We start from the raw sequence: 23,454 nt of genomic DNA, 5'->3' as shown, positions 1-23,454 counted from the left end.
GCTTGGTCGTATGAGGAGATGACACGAAGATGAAATTAAATGAACTTGAATATAAAGGGCTTAATCTTTTCGATGAAATTAGTACAGTGGAAATTGCTTTACATGAGCAATCACGTACAATACACGTTTTTGACATACAACAAGTGGTAGAGCCAGAGTACAATTTTTCTAATAAAAATTATATGTTAAGTGAAGGATTTTACAAAATGGCAGTAGTATTGGAGGGGAAGCAATTTTTCGAAAAAAAACAGCAACAGACATTGCCACAGTGGATTGACTCGATTACATGGCATTTTTATAGCTCGAAAAAAACAATAAAAACATATAAAGATGCAACCATTTATGTGACACCTTTTGAGCAATTTTCATCGTGGACAGACACTGAATTGCTAGATAATGGATTTTACCCGAAGTATGCGCAACGCTTATAAAGCATATTTCTTATCAGGTGCATACTTTAGGTAAGTATAGAAAAAGTAATATTCCTTAGACAAATTACATAATTATCTATAAAATGATTAAATTTATGAAAATTAAACCCATTTTTTGATGAATTTTTCGTTTTGAAAGAACCCATCGTTATTTTTGTTATAGTTAAGGTACGTATTGTATATGCGCACGCAGGGGACGTAAAGGAGAATGATGATTATTTATGAACATTCAAGTAACGAATAAAATGTTAAACTTGGCGAGTCTTCAAAGTAAAATGGATGAAACGGTTTTCGATTATGTTGATACAACAAAAAATTGGCAAAAAGCGTATTCGATTCTCGACGATTTACTGCACCAAATGGTCAACTTTTTTAATCAATATGTGGAAAAAAATGCTGGTGAATTACCAAAAAGTAATCCGTACTGGGTACTATTTATGGATATTGCGTCGCGACTGGTTTATTTTAATGGGCTAACACATGCCCAGTTAATTGATTTGCAAGACGAAGGTGCAAAAAATCATATTGTTAATTTGTATAAAAAAAGTGCAACTTGTTTACCAAATGCTAAGCTCGAACAAAATGAACAATTTTTACAAGAGCTTACTGTAAGTCTACAAGAAATTGCCCCAGAAGAAGATCGTGCGACTATGAATGTTTCCCTCGGCTGTACTATGAAGGAATGTATGGAGTCGTTTTATTCATTATGTAAGACATATGAATAAAAACGACATGTTATGAATAGAATGCTAGATAAAGTTTCTAGTAAAAAGCTGTCCGAGCGAAAAGATTCGTTTCGCTCGGACAGCTTTTTTGTTGATAAGGAAATTATAAAATTTCGCCATGTGGATAACATTCAAAAAAAGTAAATGCTACGTCTAGGCTAAAGCGCCAGCCCCTCGAGGTCGCTTCGATCCCTCGGGCGAAGGCAAAGAGAGCGCCTTCACTTCGGGCTCTCCAGCGCTTGTCGGGGCTAAGCAGGCGCTTTAGCGCATTTGTTCTTGATTATAAAGTATAGAACGAATTTACAAAAAGCTAACAAATTAATGTAAGGAATAAAAAATTATTGAATTTTTTTATTTGACAACTAAAACATCGCATTTGGCATGGCGTACGACGTTTGATGAAACAGAGCCTAAAATAAAGCGTTGTGCAGCATTTAAGCCAGTTGCACCGATCACAATAAGTTCGGCTTTCTCAAAGTTTGTTAAAATCTGTTTTGGTGAGCCGAATTCAACATGAGTGAGAACGTGTGTAACACCGGATTCGATAGCTTTTTGTTTATAAATTTCTAGTTTTTGTGCGTATTCGTCATGGATTTTTACTGCATATTTTCGATCGAATGTTTCGACAGAAGCGTTTGAATATGTGTCCACAACACTTACTAAATGTAGTGTCGCATTTGTTGAATTAGCAATTTCAACTGCACGCTGATAAGCTTTTTTAGCTTGTTCAGAAAAATCAATGGCTACGATGATATGGTGATAAACAGTTGGCATAAAATTACCTCCTTAGTATAGTTCGATTATAGCAAATAACTTAAAATTCTGGATATAAAAACAACGAATTCTTGAACGTTTGGAAAAATTGGGATAATCCATTAGTAAATCTTTTTCGATTTCGTTGATTTCCACGGGCTATGGGCTCAAGGAATAAATAACTTCCCGTATACGGTAGATAACTCGCCCCAAGCTTCGTCGTCAATCTGAAATTGATTTTTGAAAAGATTGAAGGAAAAATAGAAGAAATAGAAAAAATCCGATACTTCCAGTTCAAAATCGAACAAGAAGTGCCGGATATTTATTTGGAGAAATTTACGTGAGGGTTTTTCAAACACGATTCGTTAAAATTGGCGAAATTGACCTACGACTTATTCAAAAAAAAAGTGAAACTGGCACTTATTTTTAGTTAAGTTGTATGTTCAAATCACCTACTTTCAATTTTCGCGAATAAAAAATATGCGATTATAAAAGTGGCTGTTAAATTTCATTGTTGAGTTTTATTTGTAGGTAAGAATGAATTAACTATTGGAGTCACGCGCCTTTTATGTGGCCCTAATGTATTTACCACTATTATTTCTTGAACGTTTTCAACTTCTCATAAATACTGGCCATTCGTTTTTCCTCACCGGCAATAACCGGTTTATAAAATTCTGTGCCAACAAGTGCATCCGGTAAATATTGCTGATCAACCCAGCCGCCAAATGTTCCGACAGGGGTATTATGAGGGTATTGATAACCACCATGACCAAGCGTGGCAGCACCAGCGTAATGCGTATCCTTTAAATGGTTTGGAATATCCCCTGTCTTACCTGCATGAATCGCAGCAATGGCAGCATCTAGCGCCTTGTAAGCTGAGTTTGATTTATCAGATAGGCACATTTCTACAACGGCCATAGCAAGTGGAATACGTGCTTCAGGGAGTCCAAGTTTGACTGCAGCCTCTGTTGCCGACTGAACATGTGCACCCACCGCGGGATTCGCAAGGCCCACATCCTCATACGCCATGACAAGGAGTCGCCTACAAACCGCAATTAAATCCCCACTTTCAAGTAAATGTGCTAAATAGTAGAGTGCTGCATTGACATCACTACCACGCACAGACTTTTGCAAGGCAGACAGCAAATTATAAAAATGCGAGCCGCCTTTATCTCCGTACACACCAATCCTTTTTGCAAGGGCGTCAATCGCATTATCATTTAAAATCGTTACCCCGTCCTGCTCATCCGACGCGTAATAAACGGATTCTAATAGCGTTAGCGCCTTTCTTGCGTCACCATTACAGGCATTAGCAATGCGCTCAAGCTGCTCGTTGGATGCTTGAATTTCGTAGCGACCAAGCCCACGCTCCTCATCAGCTAGAGCAGATGTTAAAAGCTGAACGACATCTTCAATTGTTAGGCGCTCAAGCTGCAAAATTTCGCCGCAGCGTGAACGAATGGCAGGATTGACATCGTGGAATGGATTTTCAGTAGTCGCTCCGATCAACACAATTGATCCGTTTTCAACATGCGGCAGTAGCGTATCCTGCTGTAATTTATTAAACCGGTGGATTTCATCTAAAAATAAAATAACCTTACCACTCATACGTGCATCCATCACGACTTGCTCGACTTCTTTTTTGCCAGCATGTGTCGCATTAAGCGCAAAGAATGGCAGCTTCGAGCTACCGGCAATCGCGTTAGCAATCGATGTTTTCCCAGTACCCGGTGGACCATATAATAGTATCGATGGCACATGACCTTTATCAATCATTTTAAAGAGTGGGGTAGAGGGACCGATAATCGCTCGTTGCCCGACAATTTCCTGTAAATTTCTTGGACGCATTTTATAAGCTAATGGTTCATTTTGCAATATGTCACCTTCCTTCAAACATACTTATAAAAAATATAATAGAGTATTTCCGAGTGGAATAAAAGGAGATGTGCTATAATTGAGCATATAAATGGACTAGCTAAATTGGGGTGTTATAATGAAAATTTCTACAAAAGGTCGTTATGGATTAACGATTATGATTGAATTAGCAAAGCATCATGGTGAGGGACCGATCCCACTACGCCAAATTGCAGCTGAAAAAGATTTATCAGAAGCGTATTTAGAGCAATTAGTATCGCCGCTTCGTAACGCGGGACTTGTAAAAAGTGTACGAGGTGCATACGGTGGCTATATGTTGGCTCATAAACCGACCGATATTTCAGCAGCTGATGTTATTCGCGTTTTAGAAGGACCAATCCAAATTGTAGAAGGCCTCGAAAATGAAGAAGCACCACAGCGCGAGTTATGGCTTCGCATTAAAAATGCTGTGAAAGATGTACTTGATACGACTTCTTTAGAAGATTTAGCAAAGTATACAGACAACACAGTTGACGACGGCTATATGTTTTATATTTAGTAGAGCAGAAAATATACCGACCTAATCTACAAAAAAAGGATAGCATATTACCCTATCCTCTGGGCGATATGCATCTTTTTAGTGGATAAGAAAGCATAACTTTCCCATCCACATAAGTATGAACATCAACTCGCCCTATTTTGGGCGAGTTGTGTCATTCTAAAATTGTATGAAGGCTATCTATTGAAGGTAGACCTTTTAAAGGAGTTTTAACGTTTTATGGAAACGATTTATCTTGACCATGCAGCAACATCGCCTGTCGCCAAGGAAGTAATTCGTGATATGACGAAGGCTATGGAAATCGTATACGGAAACGCATCTAGCATTCATGCAGCTGGTCGCGTGGCACGTAAGCATTTAGACGGAGCACGCACAACACTTGCAAGCAAATTAAATGTTAACCCAAGTGAAATTATTTTTACAAGTGGTGGAACAGAAGCAGATAATATGGCTATTTTCGGCACAGCGTATGGTCGTGCTAATGAGGGCAAACATATTATTACGACGCAAATTGAACATCATGCTGTTCTTCATGCTTGCGAAAAGCTACAAAAAGAAGGCTTTGAGATAACCTATTTACCTGTCGATCAAACGGGACGAGTGTGCATAGAAGATGTCCAGGCAGCACTACGAGAAGATACGATTTTAGTTACGGTAATGTTTGGTAATAATGAAGTGGGTACGATACAACCAATTGCTGAAATTGGGCAATTATTAAAAGACCATCAAGCAACCTTCCATACGGATGCAGTTCAAGCATTTGGCATGGAAAATATTAACCCTAAAAAGCTAGGTGTGGATTTATTAAGTGTGTCCGCACATAAAATAAACGGGCCAAAAGGTATTGGCTTTTTGTATGCGAAGTCTGGTGTTAAATTAGCTAGCTTGATGTACGGCGGCTCACAGGAAAAAAAGCGCCGCGCAGGAACGGAAAATATTCCAGCAGCAATTGGCTTTGCGACAGCAGCAACTACAGCAACTTCTCTACGTGAGGAAAATCGCGCTAAATATGTAAACTTTAAAGCGATCTTATGTGAGCAATTTAACTTGGCCGACATTTCTTATAAAGTAAATGGTAACGCAGAGCACGGCTTACCGCATGTATTCAATGTGACGTTCCCTGGAACAGATGTTGAATCATTTTTAATTAATTTAGATATGGCTGGTGTACTTGTTTCGAGTGGTTCTGCTTGTACAGCGGGTTCCATTGATCCGTCGCACGTACTTGTCGCGATGTTTGGCAAGGATGCAGACGAGCTTCGCAGTTCGATACGCTTTAGCTTTGGTCTAGAGCATACAGATGAGCTTATTCGTGAGGCAGGAAAGCGTACAGCAGCAATCGTCAAACGTCTTGTGAAATAAAATAAATGCTTCGCGCCTTTTACGCGAAAGAGTTTATAACGAAAAGGTGAATATAATGACAGAAACAAGAGATCCATCGCAAATCCGAGTGGTTGTCGGAATGTCAGGTGGCGTAGATTCATCAGTAGCAGCGCATCTGTTAAAAGAGCAAGGCTATGATGTAATCGGCATTTTTATGAAAAACTGGGATGATACTGATGAAAACGGTGTATGTACAGCAACAGAAGATTACGAAGATGTAATCGCGGTATGTAACCAAATCGGTATCCCTTACTATGCAGTAAACTTCGAAAAACAATACTGGGATAAAGTATTCTCATACTTCCTAGAAGAATATAAAGCAGGACGTACGCCAAATCCGGACGTTATGTGTAATAAAGAGATTAAATTCAAGGCGTTCCTCGAGCACGCGATGAACCTTGGAGCGGATTATCTTGCAACAGGTCACTATGCACGTGTAGAAGAGCGTGACGGTGAAGTACTAATGTTGCGTGGTATTGATAACAACAAGGACCAAACGTATTTCTTAAATCAGTTATCACAAGAACAACTGAAGCACGTCATGTTCCCAATCGGTAATATTGAAAAGAAAAAAGTGCGTGAAATTGCAGAGGCGGCTGGTCTTGCAACAGCGAAGAAAAAGGATTCTACAGGAATTTGCTTCATTGGTGAGCGTAACTTTAAAGAATTCTTAAGTCAGTACTTACCGGCACAACCCGGCACTATGGAAACGTTTGACGGTAAAGTAATGGGTAACCATGATGGCTTAATGTATTACACATTAGGGCAACGTCACGGTCTTGGTATCGGCGGCGATGGTGAGCCTTGGTTCGTACTTGGGAAAGATTTAGCACGTAATGTATTATACGTTGGACAAGGCTTCCACCATGAGAAACTATACTCTGAAGCTTTATCAGCAGTGAACATGGGCTTTACGTCAAGTGCACCTAAAACAGACAAATTTAGCTGTACAGCGAAATTCCGCTACCGCCAGGAGGATTCTCCAGTTGAGGTAGAAATGCGCGAAGACGGGACAGCACTTATTACATTTGCAGAACCAGTGCGTGCGATTACGCCAGGACAAGCGGTTGTTTTATATGACGGTGAGATTTGTTTAGGTGGCGGCACGATTGATGAAGTATTTAAAAATAATGAAAAATTAACGTATGTAGGATAAGAGAAAAGGCATTCGCGTCCGTTCACACCCGACAAGCGCTTCGGTGTAGCGGGAATGCCTAGACAATATAAAATAGGCGGCTTCGGTCGTCTATCTTTTTGAGGTGAACTAGATGAAGATAGATTTTAACGAAATTGGCATTAAAGCATTCCAAGAAAAACACTATGAGGACGCAGCACAAGCGTTTACACAAGCAATTGATGCAAACCCAGAAGATGCAGTAGGTTATATTAATTTTGGTACTTTACTTGCAGCGATGAATGATATAGAGCGTGCGGAGCGTTTCTTCCAAAAGGCGATTACAGTAGATGAAAAAGCAGCAACAGCTTATTACGGCTTAGCGAACTTGTACTATGAGGCGGAGCGCTATACAGAAGCAGCAAAACTATATCAAAAATCAATTGATTACGGCGTTGAGGGAGCAGATGCTTACTATATGCTAGGTAAATGCTTCGAGCGCGGGGAACAGTATAAACTGGCGCTTCCTTTTATGCAGCGCGCAGCTGAACTTGCACCAAATGATATTCAAATTCGTCTATCATACGGTATTTTATTATGTACCCTTGAAATGTTTGATTACGCACTAAAAGAACTGCAATTTGTAATTGATGAAGACTGGAATAATGCAGACGCGCATTACAATTTAGGTGTCTTATATGCGGTGTCAACGACGGATACGGAAAAAGCGATGTATCACTTAAAACAAGCGTATACATTACAGCCAGAGTTTGATCAAGCACGCTATATTTATGATATGATTAGTCAACGTTTAAACTAGTGGTCAGCGGTAGGAGATGTCAAAAGCCTACCGCTATTTTTTTAGCTACATTTAGGGAAATGGTGAATGAATTTGATTTGGAGTATTATTTACGAAGGTAGAGAAAGTCAAAAGGGAGGAGTTCAACATGGCAAAGTACGAGCAGAAAACAACTGAAACAGCTCAAAGCGTCATTGAATTTATTGAAGCGGTGGACAGTCCGAAAAAAAGAGCAGATGCCTTTAAACTGCTACAAATTTTTGAAGAAACTTCAGGTTACGAGCCAAAAATGTGGGGACCGAGCATTATTGGCTTTGGCTCTTATCATTATAAATATCCAACTGGTCACGAAGGATATGCCCCATTTGTCGGCTTTTCTCCAAGAAAAGCAAAAATTAGTCTTTATTTCGCAACAGGATTTACCGAACGGGATTCATTCTTACAACGGTTTGGAAAACATACATCAGGTAAAGCCTGTGTCTATATTAATAAGGTAGACGATATCAGCACGGAGGTTTTAAAGGAGCTTATTGAACAGTCTATTATTTTTTTGAAAAACCTATATCCTGAGCAGTAAGGTGATTTCGGGAATAATACTGGATATACTGCATAATTAGTTATTTAACATAGCCTTTTAGTAAAAAATAGCCCTCGAAACATTCCATTGTTTCGAGGGCTTAATCTTTTTATTGAAGGAGATCGTTGTAGATTAAACGATCATCTTGGAGCTTGATAATTTTAAGACGGTTTTCATTTTAATAAAAATACTTTTATATGTTTTAACTCCACTAACATTTTTATAAAAAATCACGCGGCTACCAGGGTTGTCTGTTTCAATATGAGCCGTATAAGCGATTAAATCAATATGGGCTGTTAGAGCACTGTATTCAGGTATATCATTTAGTAAGGTATTATCTTCATTTGTTGGGACATCTAATACACCATTTCCAGGTGAATTTGTTTCTGTCGGCAGTGTTTTTGGCTCTTCTGTGCATCCGGCAAGAAGTAATAGGCTAAAAACAGTAATAATTTTTTTCTTCAAAAAAGCTCCTTTAATCGTAGACTACCTCAAATAAAAAAATAATTGTTAAACCTATTTTATTTGCTCGGACAATGATAAAAAGTAGTCATATATTTTGTAACAATTGAATCCATAAATAAATACTATACTACAGTAGAATTCTTTCGTCCAAAAATAACAGCTAATACAAAGTGGGAGTGTGTGTATGGCAGCGATTACGGGAAAACAATATATTGAACGGATTGATCAGCTAAAAACTAATGTTTGGATAGATGGTGAGCAGGTAACAGGCAAAATTTCAGAACATCCAGCATTTAAAGGCGTTATGAAAAGTCAGGCTGCCTTGTATGATTTACAACATGAAATGGCAGTAAAAGATGACTTAACGTATCCCTCACCTCTGACAGGGGATAAAGTAGGACTGTCGTTTTTACAACCAAAGAAACAAGAGGATTTGACAAAAAGACGATTGATGGTCCAACAGTGGGCGAAATTAACGAATGGTTTAATGGGGAGAAGTCCAGATTATATGAACACCGTATTAACAGCCCTTGTTTGTTCTACGGATTACTTGAATGGGAAAGAGAATTGTTTTCCAGAGAATCTAAAGGCATTCTATGAAATGGCACGTGAGCAAGATTTATCTTTAACGCACACATTTATTAACCCTCAAGTAAATCGTTCTAAAGTATATTTTGAGGATACGGATGAACCCATTGCTGCAAAAATAATCGACCGAACGAAAGAAGGCATCCTTATAAAAGGTGCAAAGTTACTTGCAACACAAGGCGGGATGACGGATGAAATCATCGTCATATCTTCGGGATGGATGGTAAGTGAAGGGGATGCATACGCATTTGCCATACCGAGCAATAGTGAAGGGTTAAAGTTCATTTGTAGAGAATCTTTTGTTGGTGGAGAATCTGTGTTTAACTATCCTTTAAGCGCGCGATTTGAAGAAATGGATTGCATTGTGGTGTTCGATAATGTACTAGTGCCGTGGAATCGCATATTTTATTATGATAATTTGGAAGTCGCAAATAACTTTATGAATGTATGTGCGTTCAAATCATTTTCCTTGCATCAAGTTGCTTCAAGGCAAATTATTAAGACGGAATTCATTTTAGGACTGGTCGAGTCGATCGCCAATACGATTAATATTACCGAATATCAGCATGTTCAGGAAAAAATTTCCGAAATAATAATTGCGCTTGAAACGATGAAAGCTTTAGTACTCAAATCTGAGATCGAAGCAAAACTAGATGATTGGGGATATTTGCGCCCAGACCGTACAACGCTTCAAGTTGCTATCAATGTATTTCCGCGTATTTACCCAAGGTTTACTGACATTATTCAGCTTCTTGGTGCGAGCGGTTTAATGGCTATTCCAACTGAAAAAGCATTTAGCTCGACAATTCGAAACGATTTAGACCAATATTTACAGGCTAAAGCAGAGGATGCAGAAAATCGCGTGAAATTATTCCGTCTAGCTTGGGATTTAACTATGAGTTCATTTGGAACGCGCCAAACACTTTACGAGCGGTTTTTCTTCGGCGACCCAGTGAAAATTTCAAGTGAATTATACTTTACGTACGACAAAGAAATATTTGTCCAACGAGTGAAGGATCTATTAGACCAAAGCCCACCGACTTGAAATTGAGGGCACTGAAAAAGTCAATAAAGTAGTTTAGCCAGTTCTTGAACGAGACATCGTTTAAGAACTGGCTTTTTACTTCGATGTCGTTGATTTCCGTTGCGGCGAACGCTTTTCTGGGGGCGAGCCTTGAGCCGCTTCTGTGTAACAATGGAACAAAGGCTAAGTACGCCACGTCCTGTGGCAACGCCTTTGTGACCAACATCGTGTTGGCCTCAGTCCAGGGTCTCAAGCTGCTCGCTAATCCCCTAGAAGTCGTCGCCTCCACTCCAATCAACTTGTAACTGTTAAGAATGAATGCGTCATTCTCTCATCTAAAAAGAGTGATTTTTTTGTATTCTAAAAGGAACTAATTAATGTTAGTGTTTCCAAATTATTTCAAACCAAGAAAGACTCTACTTAAGCTCGTTTATGGCGATTTACAAAATGGTTGTGCCACAACGATATTTGCTGTCTATTTGAAACGAATATTGAAGCTACTAAATGAAAAAGTGTAAGGAATAGAGAAAGAAATAAAGTACTTCCTGTTCAAAATAGAACAAGAAGCGCCTTATTTTTACCTGAAGAAGATTCGTCATTATTAAGGCGTAAGTTTTTCAGTGCACTCCTAACAATTGGAGGTGTTTTTTGTTGTAAGAGAAATTATTGAATTTCGCCTTGTGGATAACAGTCAACTAAGTAAATGCAAAGTCTAGGCGAAATCGCTAGCCCCTTGAGGTCGCTATTTGTCCTCGGGCGAATGCAAAGAGCCGCTTCACTTCGGACTCTTCAGTACTTGTCGAGGTTAAGCGGGTGTTTTAGCGTTTTTGTGCTTAAATAGTTTTTAAAAGGGCCTTCTCACAGCGATATGAGGCAGCCCATATTTACGGAATTACTCCTTGCAGTATGCAACAACGTCTTCGTATGAAAGATCGCCTCCGAAAATATCGAGGGCGGAACCAATTGTTACGTGAAGTTTATTGTTTCCAATTGTCTCGAATAGCTTTAAGTCTTCGATAGAGCGAACGCCCCCAGCATAAGTTGTCGGAATAGACGTCCACTTCGCCAAGTCTGCTACTAAGCCCTCTTGCATACCACTGCGTTTTCCTTCAACATCGACCGCATGAATGAGTAGCTCGTCACAATAGTTTTCCATCATTTTAATCGAAGTTGCATTTACTTCAAAATCACTAAATTTCGTCCACTTATCCGTGACAACAAACCATTTACCATCACGCGCTCGACAGCTAAGATCAATGACGAGCTTATCTTTGCCAACCGCCGCAATCAGCTTTTGTAAATGCTCCATATCTAGCTTTCCGTCATGGAAAATATACGACGTCACAATGACATGGGATGCACCAGCATCAATATATATTTTAGCATTATCGGCAGTAATACCACCGCCTATTTGTAAACCGTTTGGATATGCGTTTAACGCGCGGATAGCCGCTTCTTCGTTACCGCTACCTAGCATAATGACATGCCCACCTGTTAACTTATCATTCGCAAACAGCTGAGCAAAATACGTTGAATCATGCTCAGATGTAAAGTTTTCGACAACCGCTTGATCTTTATGTCCGAGGGTACTCCCGACAATTTGCTTTACTTTTCCATCATGTAAATCAATACAAGGTCTAAATTCCACTGCTATTCACAAACCTTTCCTAAAAAATTCTTCTTCTATCATACCATTCTAAGTGCGCTAATTTATAGAAAAATCTGACTGGCAGAACAATTGCTTCATTTACAAAAGACAGCGTTTAGCTCCTATGGTAAAATGGGCATACAAAATAGAAAGGGGGCGCTACTTGGATGTCACAAAATCTTGATTTATTTGAAATGAATAAGCTATTTATCCTCGGCCGTCCCATCGTGTCAATTTTTCATAATGCGACGAATATGTACTCGATTCTTCGCGTAAAAATTCAAGAAACAAATCTGCAATATGAAGAAAAAGAAATGATCGTTGTCGGTTACTTCCCGCAGCTTACAGAGGACGAGCTCTATCGTTTTACGGGTGTCATGAAAAGTCATCCGAAATACGGCATCCAGTTTCAAGTGGAAACGTTTGAAAAAGAAGTGCCAGCGACAGAACAGGGCATTGTTCATTATTTATCAAGCGATCTATTCACTGGCATTGGACGGAAAACGGCAGAAACGATCGTAGAAAAGCTTGGCGTGAATGCACTAAAACGTATTTTAGAAGATCCAGAAGCGCTTAATGCGGTCCCGCGTTTATCAACAGAGAAAAAGCTCGCAATCCGTCAAACGATTGAAGAAAACCTTGGCCTTGAGCGTGTCATGATTCAGCTGAACGAATGGGGTTTTGGACCGCAGCTAGGCATGAAAATTTACCAAACATATCGTGAAGAAACCATTTCAATGTTAACCGAAAATCCATACCGCCTCATTGAAGAAGTGGATGGTGTCGGCTTTGGTCGTGCGGATGAACTCGGCTCTAAATTAGGGATTACAGGCAATCATCCAGACCGTATTAAGGCGGCAATTTTTCATGTGCTAACGAATGCCGCGCTATCAGAGGGACATGTTTATCTCGACGCAGAAATTGTACTTCCCATGGTAAAGGGGATACTTGAGCAAAGTCAGGGCGTGGAAATTCCATTTGATGCGATTTCACAAGCCTGTATTCAAATGCGCGAGGAGTCAAAAATTTGTGGCGAGGAAACCCGTCTGTACTTACCATCACTTTATTTCAGTGAAGTTGGTATTGCGTCAAAAATTCTTGATTTAAAAGAAAAGAATAAAAAAAGTGAAAGCTTTTCTCGTGATGAAATTCGCAAAGCAATTGGAGAGGTAGAAGAGCGCTATGACGTAACGTATGCACCGACCCAAGCACAGGCGATTGAAACGGCATTAAACTCTGCGGTCATGATTTTAACGGGCGGTCCGGGAACAGGTAAAACGACTGTTATTCGAGGGCTTGTTGAAGTATATGCCGAGCTTCACGGCTTGTCATTGAACCCGAAAGATTATGCGCAAAAGGAAGAACCGTTTCCTATTGTTTTAGCAGCGCCAACTGGACGTGCAGCGAAACGTTTAGCGGAGTCGACAGAACTGCCAGCGATGACAATTCACCGTCTGCTCGGTTTTACTGGTCAGCAAAAGGAAGAGGAAACAGAGCGTGAAGTAACAGGACGTCTCGTGATAATTGATGAGATGTCGATGGTGGATACATGGCTTGCCCACCAATTACTCAAGGCACTACATGAAGATGTACAAGTTGTATTCGTTGGAGATCAGGACCAGCTACCACCAGTAGGCCCCGGTCAGGTATTAAAGGATTTACTGTCATCAAATCAAATTCCAACAGTTGAATTAACAGATGTGTACCGACAAGCTGAAGGTTCAACAATTATTGACATAGCCCACCAAATTAAAAAGGGGATTGTACCGGAAACGTTAACGGCTAAAACAAGCGATCGCTCTTTTATTAATGCTTCTGCAAATCAGGTAACGAGCGTTGTTACACAGGTTGTGAAAAGTGCGGTAGCAAAAGGTCATGCAATCCGGGATATTCAAGTGCTCGCACCGATGTACAAAGGTCCAGCAGGCATTGATGCACTGAATAAACAAATTCAAGAGCTCGTAAACCCAAATGATGGCACCCGCAAGGAACTCGTTTTTGGTGATACCATTTACCGCATTGGTGATAAAGTATTACAGCTTGTGAATCAGCCAGAAAGCAATGTGTTTAACGGGGACATGGGCGAAGTGATTTCTATTATACGAGCGAAGGAAACAATTGAAAAACAAGATGTACTCATCGTCTCCTATGATGGGATTGAAGTAACGTATCAGCGCGGTGATTTAAATCAGCTTACGCTAGCCTATTGCTGCTCCATTCATAAATCGCAAGGGTCGGAGTTTCAAACAGTTATTATGCCAGTCGTGCGCGGCTATTCTAAAATGCTACGCCGCAATCTTTTGTACACTGGTATTACCCGTGCGAAAAGCTTCCTAATTTTATGCGGTGAACCAGATGTACTTGCAAATGGTTTGGCGAAGACGGATGATCTTGCCCGTCTTACTAGCCTAAAAGCCCGTTTAAATCCGATGGCAATTGACGAGGTAGAGGAAATAACTGTCACTATGGAACAAGTATCTGCCAAGCCTGTGCAGGTCGATAAAATCAAAAAACAGCCTGAACAAGTACAGGAGCAAATGGCGATTCTTAATATTTCTGAGTCACATAAAATTGCCGAAGCACTACCAATGAACTTAACAACAGAAACTGCCCCATACATTCATCCTCTGATTGGAATGGATGGGATTTCACCGTTTGACTTTTGTAAATCAGAATGACTTCCAACTATATAGAGGATTGAGCAAACCTAAATTAATTAGGTTTGCTTTTTTTTATACGCCAATATATTTACGGAGAAATTGAGCAAAATAATAGAAATGTGTGAAAAAACTATTATATAGGTTGTGTTATTACTCTGTGTTAATATAGTAAATATTTCGGATGTTTGATGTCGAGTGTCAATTTATGTAAGTTAAAATGAAAAGGTTTTCAAAAATAAAAAGAGGTGACATTGTGAGTATTATTTGGGGAATTGCAGGGATTGCAATCGTGTTAGGAATCGCTTTAGCTTTATCCAGTGATCGTAAAAAAATTAAATGGCGTACAATTGGTGTTGGTTTAGTAATTCAACTATTATTCGCTTTCATCGTATTAAAATGGGAATTAGGCCGTGAAATGTTATTGGCGCTTTCTAACGGAGTTCAAAAGTTAATTTCTTACGCTAATGAGGGAATTTCATTTGTTTTCGGTGGTTTAGCAGATATTGAGTCAGTTGGCTTCATTTTTGCAATAAACGTATTAACAATCATTATCTTTTTCTCTGCATTAATTTCTGCACTATATTATTTAGGTATTATGCAATTCGTCATTAAATTAATCGGTGGCACACTATCAAAATTATTAGGTACTAGTAAAGCGGAATCTGTTAACGCGGCAGCGAATATTTTCGTTGGGCAAACAGAAGCACCGTTAGTTATTCGTCCATTTTTAAATAAAATGACGAGATCAGAGCTTTTTGCTGTTATGACGGGTGGTTTAGCATCTGTATCAGGTTCAGTTTTAGTGGGTTACTCGTTACTAGGAGTTCCTCTAGAATACTTACTTGCAGCAAGCTTCATGGCTGCACCAGCAGGCTTAGTTTTAGCGAAGTTAATGATTCCTGAAACAGAAATCGTAGATGAATCGAACTTTGTATTAGAAAAAGACACAGAGTCTGCAAACGTTATTGATGCGGCTGCTAAAGGTGCGGCTGACGGTATGAAGCTTGCGGTAAACGTTGGTGCTATGTTACTTTCTTTCATCGCATTAATCGCACTTCTTAACGGTATTTTAGGTGGAATCGGTGGCTGGATTGGCTTTGATAACTTAACGATCGAAGGAATTTTAGGTTATGTATTCTCGCCACTTGCTTTTGCAATCGGTGTACCTTGGTCAGAGGCAGTACAAGCTGGTTCATTTATTGGTCAAAAGCTTGTATTAAATGAATTCGTTGCGTTCTCAAACTTTGCTCCGATGATCGATACACTATCTCCAAAAACTACTATTATCATTTCGTTCGCACTATGTGGTTTTGCGAACCTTAGCTCATTGGCAATTTTAATCGGTGGCTTAGGATCAATGGCCCCGGACCGTCGTTCAACAATTGCAAAATTAGCAATGAAATCCGTTGTAGCAGGGACCCTTGCTTCACTATTAAGCGCGTCAATTGCCGGTATGTTTTTATAATTGACAGAGCCTTCCTTCTTGTGGAAGGCTTTTTCTTTTGTGGATTTTTGGTTTTCTGTTAATATCCAATGAACATAGCTGTCATCCAAAATTATTCAAGGGGATTTCTTTTCTAAGCCATTGATAGTAGAGGAAGTTGCTGTAAAATACCTTGTGCCGCAATAAGACTAAAAAGTTAAAATAAAAGCTTAGTGCAAGTTTGTTCGCAATAAGCTTTATTTCTAATTGATTTCTAATGCTAGGTTCTGTAATTTTTCTTCATTTAAAATAAGATAGCCTTTAGTCGTTTTTTGAATGATCCCTGCCTCGGTAAATTCAGCGAGGACATAAAGTAGATGACGATAAGACACACCGAGATATTCACTAATCTCTGTGTGTTTTTCTTTATAAATGGCATTGTCAGAAGATATGAGCATAAATGAAGCTAAACGATTCTCTAATGGGTATGCTTGGTTTTGTGTATATTTTGCTGTAATACTAGTTGCCTTTTTACTTAAAAAGACGCAAAGCATCCTGAGAAAAACAGAATCGGACAATAATTTTTCTTTGCATTCCCGTATGGAAATGGCTAAACAAATCGTATTTGTAACCGTCTGAATGCCTTTGGAGTAATTTTCCTCGTTTAAAAGTTCAATTTCGCCCATAAAACAAGGAGACGTTAGGAAATCGATCAATGATACTTTGCCGTTTTTATGGGTCACGTATAGTTTGGCTTTTCCTTCCACCATATAATAGATATATTCAGGATACGAATGCTCATGAAAAATAAACTCCCCCTTTTCGAATCGGCAAACGTGAATATATGGTGTAATATCAAAGGAGAAAAAATGTTGAATGGGGTATCGCTCTAAATATGTATTCCGCAATTCGTTTTTTAAAATTTGCATTTTTTTCCTCCAATCAGAGAAGAATATGAGATATCTCACATTATTGTAAAACGCATCATGATATGATTCAACATAAGTTATTGGAGGTATGAATTTTATTATGAATAATCAGCGTTGGCTTTCACAAAATTTCTTCACATTCTTCTTTACTTGGGGCGTATTTCTACCGTATTGGACAGGGTGGCTCGTTCAAGCAAAAGGACTAACTGTGTCTGAGGCAAGTATGGTTATGGGGTTCGGTTTATTGGCACGTGCGGTATCTACAATGTTTGTTTTTCCGCTCGTTTCAAAATATGTAAGCAATAAAAAAGTAATCATTTTGTTCACAATTGCATCGCTAGTAGTAGCGCTTCTCTATATTCCACTGACTTCATTTTCATCGCTTTTAGTAATGACGCTTCTGTTTAGTGCAGCATATCCAGCATTATTACCGGCTGTCGAAAGTAGTGCGGCATCACTTATGCAAGAAGGGAATGTGCATTACGGAAAAGCACGTTCGCTCGGATCATTTGGTTTTGTCGTATCCGTATTAATTATTAGCATGTTAACAGCTAGCCTCGGTGAGCAGGCTATTTTATGGAGTATGATTATTGGGTTGATAGCAATGTTAATCATGCAATTCATGCCAGGGCCGGCAGTACTAGCTGTTGAACCAGTGCGTAGAGAAGCTCTTTCAATGAAGGGCTTATTAAAAATTAAAGGTTTTCCAGTCGTGTTGATTATTGTTATTTTATTACAAGGTGCGCATGCGGCTTATTATAATTACGGTTATATTTATTTGCAGGACTTACAAGTGAATCCATTTTACATTGGGATGATTATTAATGTCGCAGTTATTTTTGAAATACTTTATTTCTTAAAAGCAGATACATTTTTAGCGAGATGGCGACCATCCTCTCTATTAATGCTAGCAGCGATTGGTTCTACGCTACGATGGATTTTGATTTTTATGTTTCCGAATGTTTGGGTATTTATTTTATCGCAAGCACTACATGCATTATCGTTCGGAGTTGCGCATTTTGCCTTTATTCGCTATATTTCTAAGGCGCTACCCAAGGAACAAATTCCAAATGCTCAAGGTATATACTCAGCACTTGCGATGAGTTTAAGTGCGGCGGTTTTAACGTTAATTGGCGGAGCTTTATATGAAATTAAACCTGGACTTGCTTTTTTAGGGATGATCGTTTGTTCAATTCCTGCTATTTTCATTATTTTACTAACACGTAAACAATATAAATATTAATGATGTGTCTAAGCGATTGACACACATCCATGTTTTTATTTATAATGTGTAGTAGAATACAATGAAAACGATGATGGAAAAAGTACGTTTTATAGATGTGTTTTAGAAAGAGATTTCTCGGCTGAAAAAATCTCCTCATTTTGATTCGGAAAGCTACTCCAGAGTGCAGCTAATACCTGCCGTTCACTTACGTTACAAGTGCTTGAGATGTAAAAGTTTTATGCTTTTATAATTTAGGGTGGTACCGCGAGATAACAGTCTTCGTCCCTTTTGGGGATGAGGGCTTTTTTTGTTGTTAAAAAAGTACATCGGTTTACCCTCTTTTGGAGGCAAGGTGTGTCTTTCTAATTTTCCGGATATGCTATCGTCGTTTTAGAAAATTATGTAATTATAATATTAGGAGGAAATTTCACTATGAAAGCAGCAGATATTCGCCGTCTTTACTTAGAATTCTTTACAGAAAAAGGGCATCATCATGAGCCGTCAGCACCACTTGTACCAATAAATGATCCATCTTTACTTTGGATTAACTCAGGGGTTGCAACATTAAAACCTTATTTTGATGGTCGTATTATTCCAGACAACCCAAGAATTACAAACGCACAAAAATCTATTCGTACCAACGATATAGAAAACGTTGGTAAAACAGCACGTCACCATACATTTTTCGAGATGCTAGGAAACTTCTCAATCGGTGATTACTTCAAAAAAGAAGCAATTCACTATGCGTGGGAATTTCTTACAGATAAAAAGTGGATGGGCTTTGATCCGGAATTATTAACAATTACAATCCACCCAGAAGATCAAGAAGCGTACGATGTTTGGTATCAAGAAATTGGTATTCCTGAGGAACGTTTAATCCGCTTAGAGGGTAACTTCTGGGATATCGGTGAAGGACCATCTGGACCAAACTCAGAAATTTTCTATGACCGCGGCGTTGAATACGGTACAGATGAAACAGATCCAGAAATGTACCCAGGCGGTGAAAACGAACGTTACCTGGAAGTTTGGAACTTAGTATTTTCTCAATTCAATCACAACCCAGATGGCACATATACACCACTACCAAAGCAAAATATTGATACAGGGATGGGTCTTGAGCGTATCGTTTCTGTTGTGCAAAATGTACCAACAAATTTTGATACAGATTTATTCATGCCGATCATTGGAAAAATAGAAGAATTCTCTAACCGTAAATACAAACGTCCGAATGAAATCGACTTAAAAGAAATTTTCGGTTCAGAAGAAGACATTAACACACCATTTAAAGTAATTGCTGACCATATCCGGACAGTAGCATTTGCCATTGGTGATGGCGCATTACCGTCAAATGAAGGGCGCGGTTATGTTTTACGTCGTTTACTCCGTCGTGCTGTACGTTATGCAAAACAAATCGGTATCGAAAAACCATTTATGTTTGAATTAGTCCCGACTGTTGGGGCGATTATGCAAGACTTCTACCCAGAAGTGACTGAGAAAACAACTTTCATTCAACGTGTAATTAAAAATGAAGAAGTGCGATTCCACGAAACATTAGATGGTGGTCTTTCAATTTTTAATGAAGTGGTTGCCGCGCAAAAAGCAGCAGGCGAAACGTTTATTCCAGGTGCAGATGCATTCCGATTATATGACACGTTTGGCTTCCCGGTAGAACTTACTGAAGAATACGCGGCAGAAGTTGGCATGTCAGTTGATCACGCAGGTTTCGAGGCTTCAATGGAAGAACAACGTAATCGTGCACGTGCTGCGCGTCAAGACGTAGACTCAATGCAAGTACAAAATGAAGTATTAGCAAACCTCAAAGAAGAAAGTACTTTTGTAGGTTTTGATACTTTAACAGCTAATACAACAGTTGCTGCAATCGTTGTGGATGGTCAGGTAGCTAAAGTTGCATCAGAAGGACAAGAAGCATTAGTAGTTCTTTCTGAAACACCATTCTACGCTGAAATGGGTGGCCAAATTGCTGACCACGGTACCATTTCAAATGATAGTTTTACAGCATTCGTAAAAGATGTGCAAAAAGCGCCAAACGGTCAACCATTACATACAGTAATTGTTGAATCTGGTGAAATGCATGTTGGTGAAGCAGCACACGCAGCAGTTAACCGCGAGGAACGAAATTTAACTATAAAAAACCATACAGCTACACATATTATGCAACGTGCACTAAAAGACGTACTTGGCGACCATGTTAACCAAGCAGGTTCTTATGTAGGTCCGGATCGTCTGCGCTTTGACTTCTCTCATTTCGGTCAAGTTACGAAAGAAGAATTGCAACAAATTGAGTTGATCGTCAACGAAAAAATTTGGGATGATATCGAAGTGGTTATTCAAGAAATGGCAATTGACGAAGCAAGAGCAATGGGCGCAATGGCTCTTTTTGGTGAAAAATACGGAGATGTTGTACGTGTTGTAGCAGTAGGCGACTACTCAATCGAGCTATGTGGTGGTATCCACGTGAAACGCTCTTCAGAAATCGGCTTTTTCAAAATCGTTTCTGAAGGTGGTATCGGTGCTGGTACACGCCGTATTGAAGCAGTTACAGGTAAAGGTGCATACATGGCAGCAAAAGAAGAAGAAGCGGTTCTTGTTGAAGCAGCTACTCACTTCAAAGCAAATCCAAAAGATTTAGTAGCACGTGTAACAGGCTTACAAGCAGAGTACAAAGAACTTCAACGTGAAAACGAATCACTGTCACAAAAAATTGCGAACGCACAAGCTGGAGCAGTACTTGATTCAGCACAAAAAATTGGTGATGTAACAGTACTTTCAACACGTGTAGATGCAAAAGACAACAACCAACTTCGTCAAATGATGGACGACCTGAAAGAAAAAATGACGGGTGCAGTAGTAGTGCTTGGTGCAACTGACGGCGACAAAGTTATGCTTTGTGCAGGTGTGACAAAAGATTTAGTTGGCGGTAGCTTCCATGCGGGTAATATGGTGAAAATGGTAGCGGAAGCTTGCGGTGGTAAAGGCGGCGGTCGTCCAGATATGGCAATGGCTGGTGCGAAAGATGCGTCAAAACTTGAAGAAGCGTTACATTCTGTGTATGATTATGTTAAATCAATTTAATAGTATTCAGTTTCACACAATTCTCAGCGTAAAATATACTAAGGCGTATTTGATGTGATGACCTGAATCGGTTATAATAGAAAAAATGGAGATGGGGATTTTCTCCATCTCCTTATTTCTGAAAGCGAGGTGCTGGTCTTGAGTTCTTTCGATCAAACGATGAAATTTAGTTTTCCTGAAGAGTCAATGGAACAAGAAGTAAAGCAAGTGATGTTAAAGGTGTACGCTTCATTAGAAGAAAAAGGCTACAATCCAACTAATCAAATTGTAGGTTATTTATTATCTGGTGATCCGGCATACATCCCTCGCCACCAGGACGCGCGTAATTTAATTCGCAAGCTTGAACGGGATGAAATTCTCGAGGAGCTCGTAAAATTTTATATTAGGAAGAATACCGAGGCGGAAAAATGAGAATTATGGGTTTAGACGTTGGCACGAAAACGGTCGGCGTAGCAATTAGTGATGCGTTAGGTTGGACAGCTCAAGGAATCGAGACTGTAAAAATTAATGAAGAAGCAGGCGAATTTGGCATTGAACGTCTAAAAGAGCTTGTGAAGGAATATTCGGTAACAGAATTTGTTGTCGGCTTTCCGAAAAACATGAATAATACAGTAGGTCCGCGCGGAGAAGCTTCAGAAAACTATAAAAAGTTACTAGAAGAAACATTCGGCTTTCCGGTGAAACTTTGGGATGAACGCTTAACAACGATGGCTGCAGAACGCATGTTAATTGAAGCGGACGTAAGCCGTAAAAAGCGAAAGTTAGTCATTGATAAAATGGCAGCTGTCATGATCCTTCAAGGATATTTAGATAGCAAAAACTAATGGTTCTTCTAGAACCATTAGTTTTCTGCCCCGAAAGCAAAGCGACAGGGGCAAAAATTTGTTTTTTTCTGCCCGGAAAGCGAAGCGACAGGGGCAAAAACAAGTAATAACATATGATGAGACCTTTTGGAGTCAAAATATGTTTTATTAACTATTAATGAAGAGGTGACCAGAAATGGAACAAGAACAACAAAAACATATTACAATTGTAGACGAAAATGGTAACGAACAACTTTGCGAAATCCTACACACAGTGGATTCGGAAGAATTCGGTAAATCATATGTACTTTATTCTTTAGTAGGTGCTGAAGAAGACGAAGACGGCGCAGTAGAAATCTTCGCTTCATCTTACACACCAGCTGAAAATGGTGAAGATGGCGAATTAGAGCCAATTCAAACAGAAGCAGAGTGGGATTTTATCGAGAGCGTATTAAATGCAATTGAAGATGAGCTAGGCGAAGACGAAGAGTAATCTCTACAATAGAACAAACGAGGAACAGAGGCGGCCTTGGCCGACTCTGTTTTCTTTTTAGTGGATAAGAAAGGTTAACTTTCCCATCCACATAGTTAAGGACATCAACTCGCCCTATTTTGGGGTAGGGCACTGAAAAAGTTCGGTTTTTTATAGTATAAATCTTGTTTTTTTATTGAGATTTTTCCATGAAATAAGTGATTTTGTATTATGTTTTTCGTGATAAATCGACTTTTTCAGTTGTCTCATTTTGGTGCGCGATGTATCTTTCTAAATAGTACTTAGGCAACTGCAACATACCTACAACTACTTTTTATACAAGGAGGAACTAGAAATGGAAGAGCAATTATTTAAATTACAAACAGAGGATGGCGGCGAACAACTTTGCCGTGTTGTATTCACATTCGATTCAGAAGATCATTCATATGTATTATTCACTTTAGTTGGAGAAGACGGTGAAGGGAATGCTGATGTTTCAGCACTTCGTTATGAATTAGATGAAAACGGTGAGATGGCTGATTTCGCTGATTTAGAGTCAGACGAAGAATGGGCTATGGTTGAAGAGGTTATGAATACATTAATTGAAGAATTCGGCGAAGATCAAACAAAATTCATCACAATTACGGATGAAAATGGCGATGATATCGTTTGTGAAATTTTACACCGCTTCGAGCTTAAAGAATTTGGTAAATCATATTTATTCTACGGCTTTGCTGATGAAGATGGTGTACATCAAGAAATTTTTGCAGCGGGCTATACTGCAGATGAAAACGGTGCTGTAGAAGAGCTACTACCGATTGAAACAGACGCAGAATGGGCGAAAGTTGAAGAAATACTACAAACACTTCAACAAAGTAACTAGTTTTCAATATTTTGTTGTATGAGGCGAAAAAAAAGAAGTGCAAATG

The 23,454-nt window shown here is 39.2% G+C and carries 21 protein-coding genes and 1 other annotated feature; of the genes, 16 read left to right on the top strand and 5 right to left on the bottom strand.

Annotation, left to right across the window (positions count from 1 at the left end; all coding sequences use genetic code 11):
- The first annotated feature begins 29 nt into the window (after positions 1-29).
- Together MHH87_RS11735 and MHH87_RS11730 are read left to right on the top strand one after the other, a co-directional pair.
- On the top strand, positions 30-431 hold the full coding sequence (locus MHH87_RS11735; RefSeq protein WP_340749490.1) for an aminopeptidase: 402 nt from the start codon (positions 30-32) through the stop codon (positions 429-431).
- A gap of 221 nt (positions 432-652) precedes the next feature.
- A complete protein-coding gene (locus tag MHH87_RS11730) occupies positions 653-1,156 on the top strand; it encodes a GTPase (RefSeq protein WP_340749489.1) in 504 nt (167 codons plus the stop codon).
- Positions 1,157-1,507: 351 nt separating this feature from the next.
- On the opposite strand, the gene MHH87_RS11725 is transcribed toward MHH87_RS11730, so the two are convergent.
- Both MHH87_RS11725 and MHH87_RS11720 read right to left on the bottom strand, forming a co-directional pair.
- Positions 1,508-1,930, bottom strand: a complete 423-nt coding sequence (locus MHH87_RS11725; protein WP_340749488.1) for a universal stress protein — start codon at positions 1,928-1,930, stop codon at positions 1,508-1,510.
- A 573-nt stretch (positions 1,931-2,503) separates the two neighbouring features.
- On the bottom strand, positions 2,504-3,784 hold the full coding sequence (locus MHH87_RS11720; RefSeq protein WP_340749487.1) for a replication-associated recombination protein A: 1,281 nt from the start codon (positions 3,782-3,784) through the stop codon (positions 2,504-2,506).
- Positions 3,785-3,902: 118 nt separating this feature from the next.
- Between MHH87_RS11720 and cymR the strand changes: the two genes are divergently transcribed.
- From cymR to MHH87_RS11695, 5 genes are all read left to right on the top strand, one after another.
- The gene (gene cymR, locus MHH87_RS11715; protein WP_340749486.1) at positions 3,903-4,322 is read left to right on the top strand and encodes a cysteine metabolism transcriptional regulator CymR; all 420 of its coding nucleotides are present in this window, start codon (positions 3,903-3,905) and stop codon (positions 4,320-4,322) included.
- Between the two features lie 219 nt (positions 4,323-4,541).
- Positions 4,542-5,684, top strand: a complete 1,143-nt coding sequence (locus MHH87_RS11710; RefSeq protein WP_340749485.1) for a cysteine desulfurase family protein — start codon at positions 4,542-4,544, stop codon at positions 5,682-5,684.
- A gap of 55 nt (positions 5,685-5,739) precedes the next feature.
- A complete protein-coding gene (gene mnmA, locus MHH87_RS11705) occupies positions 5,740-6,861 on the top strand; it encodes a tRNA 2-thiouridine(34) synthase MnmA (RefSeq protein WP_340749484.1) in 1,122 nt (373 codons plus the stop codon).
- 118 nt (positions 6,862-6,979) lie between these two features.
- On the top strand, positions 6,980-7,639 hold the full coding sequence (locus MHH87_RS11700; RefSeq protein WP_340750980.1) for a tetratricopeptide repeat protein: 660 nt from the start codon (positions 6,980-6,982) through the stop codon (positions 7,637-7,639).
- Positions 7,640-7,766: 127 nt separating this feature from the next.
- Complete coding sequence (locus MHH87_RS11695; protein ID WP_340749483.1) at positions 7,767-8,195, top strand: DUF1801 domain-containing protein; 429 nt, start codon at positions 7,767-7,769, stop codon at positions 8,193-8,195.
- A gap of 132 nt (positions 8,196-8,327) precedes the next feature.
- Here MHH87_RS11695 and MHH87_RS11690 read toward each other — a convergent pair whose 3' ends face one another.
- Positions 8,328-8,660: a hypothetical protein gene (locus MHH87_RS11690; RefSeq protein WP_340749482.1), complete on the bottom strand. Its 333-nt coding sequence runs from the start codon at positions 8,658-8,660 to the stop codon at positions 8,328-8,330.
- Between the two features lie 184 nt (positions 8,661-8,844).
- On the opposite strand from MHH87_RS11690, the gene hpaB reads away from it, so the two are divergent.
- Complete coding sequence (gene hpaB, locus MHH87_RS11685; RefSeq protein WP_340749481.1) at positions 8,845-10,293, top strand: 4-hydroxyphenylacetate 3-monooxygenase, oxygenase component; 1,449 nt, start codon at positions 8,845-8,847, stop codon at positions 10,291-10,293.
- 871 nt (positions 10,294-11,164) lie between these two features.
- Here hpaB and hisA read toward each other — a convergent pair.
- Positions 11,165-11,920, bottom strand: coding sequence for a phosphoribosylformimino-5-aminoimidazole carboxamide ribotide isomerase (hisA, locus tag MHH87_RS11680; protein WP_340749480.1), 756 nt, complete (start codon positions 11,918-11,920; stop codon positions 11,165-11,167).
- A gap of 167 nt (positions 11,921-12,087) precedes the next feature.
- Between hisA and recD2 the strand changes: the two genes are divergently transcribed.
- Together recD2 and MHH87_RS11670 are read left to right on the top strand one after the other, a co-directional pair.
- Complete coding sequence (gene recD2, locus MHH87_RS11675) at positions 12,088-14,598, top strand: SF1B family DNA helicase RecD2 (RefSeq protein WP_340749479.1); 2,511 nt, start codon at positions 12,088-12,090, stop codon at positions 14,596-14,598.
- A gap of 235 nt (positions 14,599-14,833) precedes the next feature.
- A complete protein-coding gene (locus MHH87_RS11670; RefSeq protein WP_340749478.1) occupies positions 14,834-16,045 on the top strand; it encodes a NupC/NupG family nucleoside CNT transporter in 1,212 nt (403 codons plus the stop codon).
- A gap of 221 nt (positions 16,046-16,266) precedes the next feature.
- Here the strand turns inward: MHH87_RS11670 and yeiL are convergent, their stop codons facing one another.
- On the bottom strand, positions 16,267-16,932 hold the full coding sequence (yeiL, locus tag MHH87_RS11665) for a transcriptional regulator YeiL (RefSeq protein ID WP_340749477.1): 666 nt from the start codon (positions 16,930-16,932) through the stop codon (positions 16,267-16,269).
- A gap of 100 nt (positions 16,933-17,032) precedes the next feature.
- On the opposite strand from yeiL, the gene MHH87_RS11660 reads away from it, so the two are divergent.
- The 6 genes from MHH87_RS11660 to MHH87_RS11635 all read left to right on the top strand — a co-directional run bounded on the left by MHH87_RS11660 (position 17,033) and on the right by MHH87_RS11635 (position 23,408).
- On the top strand, positions 17,033-18,175 hold the full coding sequence (locus MHH87_RS11660; protein WP_340749476.1) for an MFS transporter: 1,143 nt from the start codon (positions 17,033-17,035) through the stop codon (positions 18,173-18,175).
- Positions 18,176-18,236: 61 nt separating this feature from the next.
- Positions 18,237-18,447: a binding site (T-box leader), on the top strand.
- Between the two features lie 142 nt (positions 18,448-18,589).
- Positions 18,590-21,250 carry an alanine--tRNA ligase gene (gene alaS, locus MHH87_RS11655; RefSeq protein WP_340749475.1) on the top strand — a complete coding sequence of 887 codons (2,661 nt, stop codon included), beginning with the start codon at positions 18,590-18,592 and terminating at the stop codon, positions 21,248-21,250.
- 138 nt (positions 21,251-21,388) lie between these two features.
- On the top strand, positions 21,389-21,661 hold the full coding sequence (locus tag MHH87_RS11650; protein ID WP_340749474.1) for an IreB family regulatory phosphoprotein: 273 nt from the start codon (positions 21,389-21,391) through the stop codon (positions 21,659-21,661).
- On the top strand, positions 21,658-22,074 hold the full coding sequence (gene ruvX / locus MHH87_RS11645; RefSeq protein ID WP_340749473.1) for a Holliday junction resolvase RuvX: 417 nt from the start codon (positions 21,658-21,660) through the stop codon (positions 22,072-22,074). Before MHH87_RS11650 ends, ruvX begins: the two co-directional genes overlap by 4 nt.
- A 175-nt stretch (positions 22,075-22,249) precedes the next feature.
- Positions 22,250-22,546: a DUF1292 domain-containing protein gene (locus MHH87_RS11640; RefSeq protein WP_340749472.1), complete on the top strand. Its 297-nt coding sequence runs from the start codon at positions 22,250-22,252 to the stop codon at positions 22,544-22,546.
- A gap of 334 nt (positions 22,547-22,880) precedes the next feature.
- The gene (locus MHH87_RS11635) at positions 22,881-23,408 is read left to right on the top strand and encodes a DUF1292 domain-containing protein (RefSeq protein WP_340749471.1); all 528 of its coding nucleotides are present in this window, start codon (positions 22,881-22,883) and stop codon (positions 23,406-23,408) included.
- Positions 23,409-23,454: the final 46 nt, after the last annotated feature.

The organism is Solibacillus sp. FSL H8-0538 (genome assembly GCF_038003525.1).
Taxonomy (GTDB): domain Bacteria; phylum Bacillota; class Bacilli; order Bacillales_A; family Planococcaceae; genus JBBOPI01.
The sequence above is the reverse complement of the archived record's forward strand: the minus strand, read 5'-3'. Positions and strand labels throughout refer to the sequence as shown.

Excerpts from the sequence above, each read along its gene's own strand:
- MHH87_RS11735 (WP_340749490.1), top strand. The coding sequence starts at position 30 with ATGAAATTAAATGAACTTGAATATAAAGGGCTTAATCTTTTCGATGAA.
- MHH87_RS11730 (WP_340749489.1), top strand. The coding sequence starts at position 653 with ATGAACATTCAAGTAACGAATAAAATGTTAAACTTGGCGAGTCTTCAA.
- MHH87_RS11725 (WP_340749488.1), bottom strand. The coding sequence starts at position 1,930 with ATGCCAACTGTTTATCACCATATCATCGTAGCCATTGATTTTTCTGAA.
- cymR (WP_340749486.1), top strand. The coding sequence starts at position 3,903 with ATGAAAATTTCTACAAAAGGTCGTTATGGATTAACGATTATGATTGAA.
- MHH87_RS11710 (WP_340749485.1), top strand. The coding sequence starts at position 4,542 with ATGGAAACGATTTATCTTGACCATGCAGCAACATCGCCTGTCGCCAAG.
- mnmA (WP_340749484.1), top strand. The coding sequence starts at position 5,740 with ATGACAGAAACAAGAGATCCATCGCAAATCCGAGTGGTTGTCGGAATG.
- MHH87_RS11695 (WP_340749483.1), top strand. The coding sequence starts at position 7,767 with ATGGCAAAGTACGAGCAGAAAACAACTGAAACAGCTCAAAGCGTCATT.
- hpaB (WP_340749481.1), top strand. The coding sequence starts at position 8,845 with ATGGCAGCGATTACGGGAAAACAATATATTGAACGGATTGATCAGCTA.
- recD2 (WP_340749479.1), top strand. The coding sequence starts at position 12,088 with ATGTCACAAAATCTTGATTTATTTGAAATGAATAAGCTATTTATCCTC.
- yeiL (WP_340749477.1), bottom strand. The coding sequence starts at position 16,932 with ATGCAAATTTTAAAAAACGAATTGCGGAATACATATTTAGAGCGATAC.
- MHH87_RS11660 (WP_340749476.1), top strand. The coding sequence starts at position 17,033 with ATGAATAATCAGCGTTGGCTTTCACAAAATTTCTTCACATTCTTCTTT.
- alaS (WP_340749475.1), top strand. The coding sequence starts at position 18,590 with ATGAAAGCAGCAGATATTCGCCGTCTTTACTTAGAATTCTTTACAGAA.
- ruvX (WP_340749473.1), top strand. The coding sequence starts at position 21,658 with ATGAGAATTATGGGTTTAGACGTTGGCACGAAAACGGTCGGCGTAGCA.
- MHH87_RS11640 (WP_340749472.1), top strand. The coding sequence starts at position 22,250 with ATGGAACAAGAACAACAAAAACATATTACAATTGTAGACGAAAATGGT.
- MHH87_RS11635 (WP_340749471.1), top strand. The coding sequence starts at position 22,881 with ATGGAAGAGCAATTATTTAAATTACAAACAGAGGATGGCGGCGAACAA.